The sequence below is a fragment of the Streptomyces sp. NPDC029044 genome, from assembly GCF_040637495.1.
Classification (GTDB): Bacteria; Actinomycetota; Actinomycetes; order Streptomycetales; family Streptomycetaceae; genus Streptomyces.
Genome location: NZ_JBEZWN010000029.1, coordinates 79,699 through 90,313, shown reverse-complemented (window position 1 = coordinate 90,313; position 10,615 = coordinate 79,699). Strand labels below are relative to the sequence as shown.

The 10,615-nt window shown below is 72.4% G+C and carries 11 protein-coding genes and 1 pseudogene; 7 read left to right on the top strand and 5 right to left on the bottom strand.

The window, feature by feature from the left end; translation table 11 throughout:
* From AB0E85_RS23095 to AB0E85_RS23080, 4 genes are all read left to right on the top strand, one after another.
* The coding region (locus tag AB0E85_RS23095) for a wax ester/triacylglycerol synthase family O-acyltransferase (protein ID WP_361930204.1) at nt 1-1,214 on the top strand (1,214 nt) is incomplete at its 5' end.
* 104 nt (nt 1,215-1,318) lie between these two features.
* Nucleotides 1,319-2,821, top strand: a complete 1,503-nt coding sequence (locus AB0E85_RS23090; protein WP_361930202.1) for an SDR family NAD(P)-dependent oxidoreductase — start codon at nt 1,319-1,321, stop codon at nt 2,819-2,821.
* Nucleotides 2,822-3,220: 399 nt separating this feature from the next.
* Nucleotides 3,221-3,394, top strand: a complete 174-nt coding sequence (locus AB0E85_RS23085) for a hypothetical protein (RefSeq protein WP_102913158.1) — start codon at nt 3,221-3,223, stop codon at nt 3,392-3,394.
* Nucleotides 3,395-3,448: 54 nt separating this feature from the next.
* Complete coding sequence (locus AB0E85_RS23080; RefSeq protein ID WP_361930199.1) at nt 3,449-3,931, top strand: GNAT family N-acetyltransferase; 483 nt, start codon at nt 3,449-3,451, stop codon at nt 3,929-3,931.
* Between the two features lie 19 nt (nt 3,932-3,950).
* On the opposite strand, the gene AB0E85_RS23075 is transcribed toward AB0E85_RS23080, so the two are convergent.
* From AB0E85_RS23075 to AB0E85_RS23065, 3 genes are all read right to left on the bottom strand, one after another.
* Complete coding sequence (locus AB0E85_RS23075; RefSeq protein ID WP_361930197.1) at nt 3,951-4,364, bottom strand: VOC family protein; 414 nt, start codon at nt 4,362-4,364, stop codon at nt 3,951-3,953.
* Nucleotides 4,365-4,573: 209 nt separating this feature from the next.
* On the bottom strand, nt 4,574-5,914 hold the full coding sequence (locus AB0E85_RS23070) for an amidase family protein (RefSeq protein ID WP_361930194.1): 1,341 nt from the start codon (nt 5,912-5,914) through the stop codon (nt 4,574-4,576).
* Between the two features lie 159 nt (nt 5,915-6,073).
* Nucleotides 6,074-7,099, bottom strand: coding sequence for a prolyl oligopeptidase family serine peptidase (locus AB0E85_RS23065; protein ID WP_361930191.1), 1,026 nt, complete (start codon nt 7,097-7,099; stop codon nt 6,074-6,076).
* A gap of 383 nt (nt 7,100-7,482) precedes the next feature.
* Here AB0E85_RS23065 and AB0E85_RS23060 point away from each other — a divergent pair, with 383 nt between their 5' ends.
* Complete coding sequence (locus AB0E85_RS23060; protein ID WP_361930189.1) at nt 7,483-7,956, top strand: carboxymuconolactone decarboxylase family protein; 474 nt, start codon at nt 7,483-7,485, stop codon at nt 7,954-7,956.
* 67 nt (nt 7,957-8,023) lie between these two features.
* Here AB0E85_RS23060 and AB0E85_RS23055 read toward each other — a convergent pair whose 3' ends face one another.
* Nucleotides 8,024-8,932, bottom strand: a complete 909-nt coding sequence (locus AB0E85_RS23055) for a LysR family transcriptional regulator (protein WP_361930186.1) — start codon at nt 8,930-8,932, stop codon at nt 8,024-8,026.
* A gap of 72 nt (nt 8,933-9,004) precedes the next feature.
* Between AB0E85_RS23055 and AB0E85_RS23050 the strand changes: the two genes are divergently transcribed.
* Nucleotides 9,005-9,409 (top strand): RidA family protein, encoded by a 405-nt coding sequence (locus AB0E85_RS23050; protein WP_361930183.1) that lies wholly within the window; start codon nt 9,005-9,007, stop codon nt 9,407-9,409.
* Nucleotides 9,406-9,785, top strand: a pseudogene (locus AB0E85_RS23045) (antibiotic biosynthesis monooxygenase). Before AB0E85_RS23050 ends, AB0E85_RS23045 begins: the two are co-directional and overlap by 4 nt.
* A gap of 67 nt (nt 9,786-9,852) precedes the next feature.
* On the opposite strand, the gene AB0E85_RS23040 reads toward AB0E85_RS23045, so the two are convergent.
* On the bottom strand, nt 9,853-10,557 hold the full coding sequence (locus AB0E85_RS23040) for a FadR/GntR family transcriptional regulator (RefSeq protein WP_361930181.1): 705 nt from the start codon (nt 10,555-10,557) through the stop codon (nt 9,853-9,855).
* Nucleotides 10,558-10,615: the final 58 nt, after the last annotated feature.

Genomic DNA, 10,615 nt, shown 5'->3' with positions numbered 1-10,615 from the left:
ACGTGGGGCGGGCCGGGGCGGGGGGCGGCGGGGGGTGGCGGAGGCGCCACCGCGACGTGTGGCAGCCGCTGCCCGCCGCCCTGCGCCGGCCGTTCGCCTTCGGCGGCGCGGCCCGGGAGGCGGACCCGGACTTCGACCCCCTGAACCACGTGCGGCTGCACGCCCCGACCGCCGACTTCCAGACGGTCGCGGGCCGGCTCATGGAGCGCCCCCTGGAGCGCGACCGCCCGCCCTGGGAGGCCCATGTGCTGCCGGGGGAGGACGGCGTCTGCTTCGCCGTGCTGTTCAAGTTCCACCACGCCCTGGCCGACGGGCTGCGGGCGCTGACCCTCGCCGCGGGCGTCATGGACCCGATGGACGTGCCGGCCCCCCGGCCCCGCCCCGTCGAGCCCCCGCGCGGCGCCCTGCCGGACGTGCGCGACCTGCCCGGGCTGATGCGCGGCGCCCTGTCGGACATGAGCCGCGCCCTGGACATCGGCGCATCCGTCGCCCGCTCCTCCCTCGACGTACGGTCCACCCCCGCGCTCACCTGCGAGCCGAGCGGCACCCGCCGCACCGCCGGAGTCGTGCTCGACCTCGACGACGTGCACCGCATCCGCAAGACCGTCGGCGGCACCGTCAACGACGTCCTCATCGCCGTCGTCGCGGGCGCCCTGCGCCGCTGGCTCGACGAGCGCGGCGACGGCAGCGAGGGCGTCGCGCCCCGCGCCCTGATCCCCGTCTCCAAGCGCCGCCCCCGGACCGCGTACCCGCAGGGCAACCGGCTCTCCGGGTACCTGATACGGCTTCCGGTGGACGATCCGGACCCGCTGGCCCGCCTCGCCTCCGTCCGGGAGGCCATGGACCGCAACAAGGACGCCGGCCCCAACCGGGGCGCGGGCGCCGTCGCGCTGCTCGCCGACCACGTGCCCGCCCTGGCCCACCGGCTCGGCGGCCCCTTGGTCGGCCAGGCGGCCCGGATCTGGTTCGACCTCCTGGTGACCAGCGTGCCCCTGCCCAGCCTGGGCCTGAAGCTCGGCGGCCACCCGCTCACCGCCGTCTTCCCCTTCGCGCCGCTGGCCCCCGGCCACTCCCTGGCCGTCGCGGTGTCGACGTACCGGGGGAGTGTCCATTACGGGCTCGTCGCCGACGCCGAGGCGGTCTGGGACCTGGACCTGTTCGCCGCGGCCGTCTCCAAGGAGGTGGCGACGCTGATCAAGGCCTGCCGGTCGTGATCAAGGCGACTTTGGCGGTGCGGGCCGACGCTCCGTAGAATTCGCCCTTCGAAAGCGGGCGCGACCGGCGCGCCGCGACGGCAGAGCAGGGAACGACAGCGGCGATGACGGTGACAGAGGACGGCCCGCAGGCCATGGACGGGGCGAGCGGGCTCTCGTACGGACCCGGCATCGACCCGGAACGCCTGGCCGTCTGCCTCGGCGTGCTGGAGGAGCTCGACAAGCTGGACGTCGACCATCCGGACGCCATCGCGGTGCGCCGGGCCACGGCCGGGATCTACCGCACGGTGAAGCAACGCCGCCGCCAGGAGCGCCGGGCCGCCAAGACCGCCCACGACAAGGCGGTCACGGAGGCCACGGCGACCGGCTCCGCCCAGCGCATCGACGACGAGACCGAGGGTCTGCTGCCGTCGTCGACCACCGAGGAGGGCAGGATCGCGGGGATACTCCAGCGCCCGCGCTCCTGCTACACCTGCAAGACCCGGTACGTGGAAGTCGACTACTTCTACCACCAGCTCTGTCCGGACTGCGCCCGTCTGAACCGCGAGAAGCGCGACGTCCGCGCCGACCTCACCGGCAAGCGCGCGCTGCTCACCGGCGGCCGGGCCAAGATCGGCATGTACATCGCGCTGAGGCTGCTGCGCGACGGCGCGCACACCACGATCACCACGCGCTTCCCCAAGGACGCCATCCGCCGGTTCAAGGCGATGGACGACTCCGCGGACTGGATGCACCGCCTGGAGGTCGTCGGCATCGACCTGCGCGACCCGGCCCAGGCCGTGGCCCTCGCCGACCAGATCGCCGACGCGGGCCCGCTCGACATCCTCGTCAACAACGCGACCCAGACCGTGCGCCGCCTGCCCTCCGCCTACGCCGCGCTGGTCGAGGGCGAGAGCGCCCCGCTGCCCGCCGGGGAGCTGCCCGCCCACCACGTCATCGGCGCCTTCAACTCCGGTGCGGTGGACGGCATCGCCGCGCTGCCCCTCGGCACGAGCGGGCTCGACGCCCAGCAGGTCGCCGACCTCGCCCTGGTCGCCGGCAACGCCAGCGTCGAACGGCACCTGGACGGCACGGCGATCGACGCGGGCGGGCTGGTGCCCGACGTGGTCGACTCCAACACCTGGGTGCAGACGATCGAGCAGATCTCGCCCGTCGAGCTGCTGGAAACCCAGCTGTGCAACTACACGGCGCCGTTCATCCTGATCAGCAAGCTGCGGCCGGCCATGGCCGAGGCCGCCAAGAAGGCGGAGAGCGGGCGCGCCTACGTCGTGAACGTGTCCGCGATGGAAGGGGTCTTCGGACGCGGGTACAAGGGCGCCGGGCATCCGAACACCAACGCCGCGAAGGCCGCGATGAACATGGTCACGCGCACCAGCGCCCAGGAGATGTTCCAGACCGACGGCATTCTGATGACCTCCGTCGACACGGGCTGGATCACGGACGAGCGGCCGCACTACGACAAGCTGCGGCTCGCCGAGGCCGGGTTCCACGCGCCGCTGGACCTCGTCGACGGAGCGGCCCGCGTCTACGACCCCATCGTGCGGGGTGAGGCGGGAGAGGACCTCTACGGCGTCTTCATGAAGGACTACGCGCCCGGCAAGTGGTAGTCGTCCCTGCCCCGTGACGGGCTGTCAAGGCCCGTCCGGAAAACGCCGTCGCCGGCATACGCCGTTCGGGTGATCCGCAAAACGCCCGTCGGCGTACAAAACGGTACGTAAACCGGAGTTGAACGCCGTCTGACGCGCGATCGTTACCGGTTGTTTTCAGCCCCATCGAGCGGGGCCCCGCTCATTTGGTTAGTCTGATCCGGACGGACAGCAGCACGGGGTCCTACCCACACCCACGGTCCGTCATGGGACCAGCCGGTTCACCACGGCCTGCTCTCCCGTGAGTCGACCGGCGCCACCGCGTCCGAACTGCATTTGACATAGAGGCCCGAGCGGGCGTCAGGCGCAGCAGGACCGGCGCGTACGTCCCGAGGGTGACCGACACATAAGGAGTGCGCGGTGACACCGGAGAAGACGAATCGCGATCAGCGCCCCAAGGAACGCGGCGAGCGCGCCGGCCGACGGGTCGACGAGCTCGGCAGCCTCGACGTCTGGGCCCGTTCGGCCCCGATCCGCCTCGCGGGCTACGAGGAAGACCTCGCGGAGCCCCACATCCTGCCCAGCGTCGACTGAGCGGGCAGCCCCCACCGCGATCGCCGAGAGCATGGGCGTGCGAGACTCGCACCCATGCTGATCAGGGAAGCAACGGCTGACGACTGGCCTCGTATCTGGCCGTTCTGGCACCGCATCGTCGCCGCGGGTGAGGCCTACGCATGGGACCCGGGTACCTCCGAGGAGGAGGCCCGGGTCCTGTGGATGAACCCGGCGAAACACGTCTATGTCGTCGAGGACGACAACGGTGCCGTCGTCGCCTCCGCCTATCTCACCCCCAACTACGGTGGCCCGGCCGCCCGCATCGCCAACGCCGGCTTCATGGTCGACCCGGACCGGGGCGGCCGGGGCTACGGACGCGCCCTGGCCGGCCACCTCCTGACCGAAGCCCGCGCCGCCGGCTACCGGGGGATGGTGTTCAACGCCGTCGTCGAGACCAACCCGGCCGTGAAGCTGTGGACGTCCCTCGGCTTCACGATCCTGGGCACGGTCCCGGACGCCTTCGACCACCCCCGGCGCGGACCGGTGGGCCTGCACATCATGTACCGGGCGCTGTAGAGCGCCAGAGGAGCGGCCGTCAGGGCCGGGCGTACGGACGGGTCATGATCTCCATGTTGTGGCCGTCCGGGTCGTCGAAGTAGGCGCCGCGGCCCCCGAAGAGGTCGTTGACCCGGCCCGGTGCGGTGTGGTTCGGATCGGCGTAGTAGGTGACGCCGAGCGCCTCCAGCCGGCTGATCATGGCGTCGAACTGCTCCTCGGGCACGAGGAACGCGTAGTGCTGCGGCTGGACGGGCTCGTCGCGCTTCTCGTAGTAGTCGAGGGTCACCCCGTTGCCCAGGTCCACGGGCAGGAAGGGGCCGAAGGGGGCCCCGACCTCCAGACCGAGGACGGCCGCCAGGAACTCGGCGGACAACTGGCGGTCCGAGGCGTAGACGGCGGTGTGATCGAGGCGGGCGACGGTGGTGGGCAGGGCAGGCGGAACGGGGGACATGAGTGGATGCGTCTCCGAGTCGTGTGAAATCCGTGGTGAAGCGCCGCTGAGGCGCCAGGGGATGAAGACACGGAGACGAGAGGCGGGGCGCGTGCCCTTTCCGGCTCTCGGACGAGCCCGGGCGGGGTCACCCCCGCCGCGCTCACGCCGAGGCCGGGCGCCTCACTCGTGCTTGGCCTACGGCCGACCCGGCAGTCACCCGGCCGACCTTAGTCCATCGGCGCCGTGCGCTGCCACGGATTTCGTTCCTCCAGCCGGCCTGCCACGTCGAGGAGTTGGGACTCCGAGCCGGGCCGCCCCACCAGCTGCACGGCGCAGGGGGCCCCGGAGGGGAGAGTTCCGCAGGGGACCGCCATGGCGGGCCAGCCGGTCAGGTTCCACGGCGGCGTCAGGGGCGAGTAGTTCGTGTTGGCCAGCAGGTTGCTCAGCCAGCCCCGCTCGTGCCAGGGCCCGGCCTTGGGGGAGCGGCGTGCCAGCGCCGGGGTGAGCAGCACGTCGTACTCGGTGAAGAACGGCTCCAGCCGTTCCCGGAGCTTCTCCCGGCTCGCCCCGGAGCGCACGGCGGTGATGAAGGGGCGGCCGATTCTCGCGTGGACGCGGGTGCGCCGCGTCAGCAGGCGGGGGTCGAGGGGCTGGGCGTCCGCGGCCGTGCCCGCCGTCCAGTGGATCAGCGAGGTCGTGGCGAGGGACACCGGGTAGGGCGGGTCGGCGCGCCGGACCTGGTACCCCGCCCGCATCAACAGCCCGGCCGCGTCCCGGGCGGCCGCCGCGTACGGGCGGCTGACGGTGACGCCGGCCAGCGGGCTGCGCAGTGACACGGCGACCCGGAGCGTGCCGGGCTCGGAACGGGGTGCGGGTGCGGTGCCGGCGAGGACCGAGAGCATCAGACGGGCGTCCTCGACGGTCGTGGCGAGCGGGCCGTGCTCCGCCATGCCGAACCAGGTGCTGCCCTCGCCCGTCGGCACCACACCCCGGCCCGGCTTGATGGTGACCAGGCCGCAGTTGGCGGCCGGTATGCGCAGGGAGCCCATGCCGTCGTTGCCGAGGGCGACCGGCACCATTCCGGCGGCGACGGCGGCCGCGCTGCCCCCCGACGAACCGCCCGCGGAACGCGCCGGGTCCCAGGGGTTGCGGGAGATGCCCAGCACGCCGTCTGTCGTGCCGAAGACGCACAGTTCGGGCACGTGCGTCAGCCCCACGACCACCGCGCCCGCCGCCCGCAGCCGGGCCACCGTCACATGGTCCTGCGCGGCCGGGGTGTCCGGTGTCGCCGCCGAGCCGACGCGGGTGGACTCGCCGCGCACCGCGAGGTTGTCCTTGACGGCCACGGGCACTCCGGCCAGCGGCAGTTCGGCGAAGTCGCCGCGGGCCGCCACCTCGTCGGCCTCGGCCAGGGCCGCCTCGGCGCGCACCGAGCGGAAGGCGCCCACGCGGCCGTCGAGCCGCTCGATCCGGGCGAGGTGCTCGGCGACCACCTCGCGGGGCGTGACCCGCTTCTCGCGGACGGCGGCGGATATCTCGGCGGCGGTGCGGCCGGCCCAGGTGGTCACAGCGGCTCCTCGGAGGGAATCGGAGGGGATGCGGAGGCATACGCGGACTTACTGACGAGTACGCAGGGAGAACTCTGCACTGGTCGCGAGCGCGCGTCGAGGCCGTCGGCCGTGCCGGTGCCGGATCAATGCAGTGGCCCGGGGCTTGATGGGACCAGTTCAGCGCAGATGGCGCGCGAAGAAGGCCTCGGTGACGTCCATCTCGGCCGCCCACCGCGGCCCGAACGTGTGGCCCTCGCCGGGGACCGCGCGGAGTTCGACGTCCTTGCCGGCGTCCGCGAACGCGGCGGCGGCCTCCCGCGACCAGGCGAGGGGGCAGGTGTCGTCCGCGGTGCCGTGCTGGATCAGCAGAGGGTCGCTGACGCGGTCGGCGTAGGTCAGCGGTGAAACGCCGCGCCAGAACGCCGGGTCCTCCCCGGGTGTGCCGTGCTTCTCCTCGATCTCGGCGACGAGGGGATCGCCGTCGGGCCGCTGGAAGTGGTCGATGTTCTCCTGGGGCCGGGCGCTCACCGGCGCGTGGGCGACCGCCGCGTCGAACAGGCCGGGCGCCACGACCAGGGTGTTGTACACGATCCCGCCGCCCATCGACCGGCCGAACAGGCCGATCCGGTCGCCGTCGATCTCGGGGCGCCCGGAGTTTCGCAGGGCCAGGGCCGCGCCGATGACGTCCTCGGTGTAGCCGAGCCGCAGGTTCACGTCGTTGTCCGGATCCTTGTCGGAGCGGGCGTGGTTGCGGTAGTCGGTGTGCAGGACGACGTGGCCGCCGCGGGCCAGGCGGTCCTGCTCGCGCGGCATGCCCTGGCCGCTGAAGTAGGTGTCCGGGTCGATGTAGCCGTGCGCCAGCACCAGCGCCGGGAAGGGGCCCTTGCCCTCGGGGATGTTCATGATCCCGGAGATGGTCAGGCCGTTCGCCTCGTAGGTGACGGCGTAGCGGGTGTAGGCGGAGTTCCGGTCGAGCACGTCACCGAGACGCAGCCCCGAGCCGGTGTGCTCGCGCTGCATCAACGCCGGGAGGGAAACGGGGTCGGGCGGGGTGGGGGTGGGCGTGGCGCGGGGGCTCACGCCGGTGGTCCGGGCCGGCGCCGGGGACGGCGTGGGCGCGCCGTCCTCCGCACCGCCGGTGCAGCCCGTCGCGACGGCCAGCAGCACTCCGGCGGCCGCGCAGGCGGTGCCCCGAAGCCGCATACGGTTCAGTGTGACGCCGACGCGTGCGGGAGGGTAGGGCAGCCGCCGCCCAGGTCGTGTGCGGGTGCCGTCGGCCGTCCGGAGAGCGCACCCAGCAGCGGGGTCGGCCGCCGGGGGGAGGGTAGGGCGGCAGCAGCCCAGGTCGTGTGCGGGTGGCCGTCGGCCGTCCGGAGAGCGCACCCAGCAGCGGGGTCGGCCGCCGGCGGGACGGCGTGGTCAGCCACGGCTTGACCCGGCGGCACAGGGCGGAGCCCGTGCAGGCCGCGACGGCTGCGGTGCGCTGAGAGGCAGGGGGAGACGCAGGTCACCTTCGCCCATGTCACATCGTGACGAGCCGCTGCCTCATAGGGGTGTACGCACCGACAACGGCAGAGGAGCTCACCATGAGCGCACGACTGGACGTCTTCGCCATCCCGAGCGCGAGCAAGCTCATCAAGCAGTTCTACTCCCTGGGGCGGCTGGTCGTGGAGTCACCGCTGCCGGCCGCCACCCGGGAGCTGGTCTCGCTCCGCACGAGCCAGATCAACGGATGCGCGGTGTGCATCGACATGCACACCAAGGAGGCGACCGCCGCCGGCGAGAGCGCCGTACGTCTCCATCTGGTCGCGGCGTGGCGGGAGGCCACGGTCTTCACCGACGCCGAGCGCGCCGCGCTGGAACTGGCCGAGCAGGGGACCCGCATCGCGGACGGCGCCGGCGGCGTCCCGGACGAGGTCTGGGAGCGGGCCGCCAAGCACTACGACGAGGAGCAGCTCATGGCGCTGGTCACCCTCATCTCCTTCATGAACACCGCGAACCGGCTGAACGTCATGCTGGAGCAGCCGGCGGGCGACTACCGGCCCGGCCAGTTCACGTAGGCAAGGAGCACCGGGCCCTGGGCATTGCCCAGGGCCTGTCCGGATGAGTCCACGGACACCCCCCTGGCTAGGTCGTGCCCGGCGGATCGGGGCTGATGGTCGCCAGCAGGTGGGCAACCAGGGGATCACGGTCGTTCTCGCGCCAGGCGACGGCCACTCGTGTCCGGGCGGTGCCGGGATCGAGCCTGCGGAAGGCGACGCCTTTGAGGCGGATGCGTCGGATGCTCGCCGGGGCCAGGGAGACGCCCAGGCCGGTTTCGACGAGGGCGCACACGGTTTGCCACTCCACCGCGTGCTGGACCACCCGCGGTGTGAACCCTGCTGCGGTGCACAGGCCGATGATCTGGTCGTGCAGTGGCGGGCCGACCGGGCGGGGGAGCAGCACGAAGGGCGAGTCCGCCAACTGTGCGAGCCGTACGGTCCGTTGGGCTGCCAGATGATGGCTGGACGGCAGCACGGCCACGAAAGGCTCGCTGAGCACCGTCCTGAAGCCGAGCTCCGTCTCGTCGGTGGGCGGTTCGCGCAGGAGACCGATGTCGATGGTCCGGTCATGCAGGGCGGCGATCTGCGGAGCGGTCGTCATCTCGCGGATGTCCAGGTGCACGCCGGGAAACCGGTGACGGAAGGTGCGCAGCAGGCCGGGCAGGATCGTCAGGGCGAGGGAGGCGGCGAATCCGATCCGTAGGCGGCCGGCCCGGCCACTGCCGACGGCCCGGGCTGCGGCCAGGCCGTCCGAGAGGTCGGTGAGGGCCCGCCGGGCGGCGGGCAGAAGTTCGCTGCCGGCTGGGGTGAGGGCCACCCGCCCTGGTGCACGGGTGAACAACGCGTGGCCGACCTTGTCCTCCAGGCGGCGGATCTGCTGGCTCAGCGGTGGCTGGGCGATGCCCAGGCGGGCGGCCGCGTGGCCGAAGTGGAGTTCCTCGGCGAGCACGACGAAGGCGTGCAGTTGCGGCAGGGGGAGTTCGGGACGCTCCATATGCCTAGAGATATCAGATCGTGCATCGGACCGTATTAGACGTATCACTGCCGGTCATTTAGCGTTCGGCCCATGACAGAGCGACGCGCGATCCTCAGCGGCTCGACCTTTGAGGAGCAGATCGGCTATGCCCGTGCTGTGGTCGACGGCGACTGGGTGCATGTGTCCGGGACGACCGGGTTCGACTACGCCAGCATGACGATCTCCGACGACGTGGTGGAGCAGGCCGAGCAGTGCCTTCGCACTATCGAGGCCGCCCTGGCCGAAGCGGAGTGCACCTTCGCCGACGTGGTGCGTGTGCGCTACCTCCTGCCCGACCGCGAGGACTTCGAACCCTGCTGGCCGGTCCTGCGCCGCTCCTTCGGCGACGTTCAGCCGGCCGCCACGATGCTCATGTGCGGCCTCGCCGACCCGCGGATGAAGATCGAAATAGAGGTGACCGCGCGGCGGCGCTTCCCCCGCACGGTGGCGCCGTGAGCCATCACGCGGAAACGCCCGTCGCGCCCGTCGAAGCGTATGAACCCCCTTACTGGTGGCTGTCTTCACTGCGGTGCGCACCCAGGACCAGAGCGGCTACGGCGAGACCGACGCCCGCCTGGAAGACCTGGTGAAGGACGTCCCCGGGTATCTGGGGACGGACCACGCGCAGACTCCCGGCCGGCTCGGCATCACCGTCGGCTGCTTCCGCGACGCCGACGCCCTCACCCGCTGGCGGACCGACGCCGGGCACCGCGCGGCGCAACAGCGCGGGCGAGCCGAGCGGTACCGGAGCTACACCCTGCATGTGGCGAAGGTTGAACGCAGCAACGGGTTCACGCGATCGCGGGACCCGCAGGACCCGACGGCAGGCTGACCGACCGGGACCACCTCGGCGGCCGGACACCAGCCAGCCGGGTCACCAACCTCTCCGACCAGCACCTCTAGGGCCCGAGCTGTGCTCGCAGCCATTCCTCCACCTCGCCGACGTGCGCGGCCGCCGCCGCGCGGGCCGCCTCCGGGTCGTGGGCCGCCAGGGCGCGATGGATCGCCGCGTGCTCGCGGCGGGTCCGGGCGAAGGCGCCCTCCTCCTGGTAGCCGCGCCAGACGCGGGCGCGGAACGTCCGGGACGACAGGCCCTCCAGGATGGCGGCCATCGTCTCGTTGCCCGCGGCCGCCGCGATCGCCCGGTGGAAGGCCAGGTCGTGGGCGAGGATCTCCTCCGGATCGTCCGTGGCGTTCATTGCCGTCAGGTGCTTCTCCACCTCGGCCAGCTGGTCCGCGGTGATCCGCGCGGCGGCCAGCGCCGTCGCCGTCGACTCCAGGACCCGCCGGATCTCCAGCAGCTCGACCAGCTGTGGGCCGCGGGACAGGTCCGCCACGACGCCGAAGGTCTCCAGCAGGTCGCCGGCCTCCAGCCGGGTGACGTAGATGCCCGAGCCGTGCCGGGCCTCCAGCACGCCCATCACCGTGAGCGCGCGGATCGCCTCCCGCATCGAGCTGCGGGAGATGCCCAGCCGGGCGGCCAGATCGCGCTCGGTCGGCAGCCGCTGGCCCGGCTCCAGCCGGCCCTCGCCGATCATCGCCTTGATCCGCTCGATGGCGCGCTGCGTCACAGTGCCCTTCTGCGGGGCTGATCCGTCGTCCACGCCACTCCTCCGATCACAGCGTTCCGGCGCAGTCTAACCAGCAGGGTGGTCGGACCAC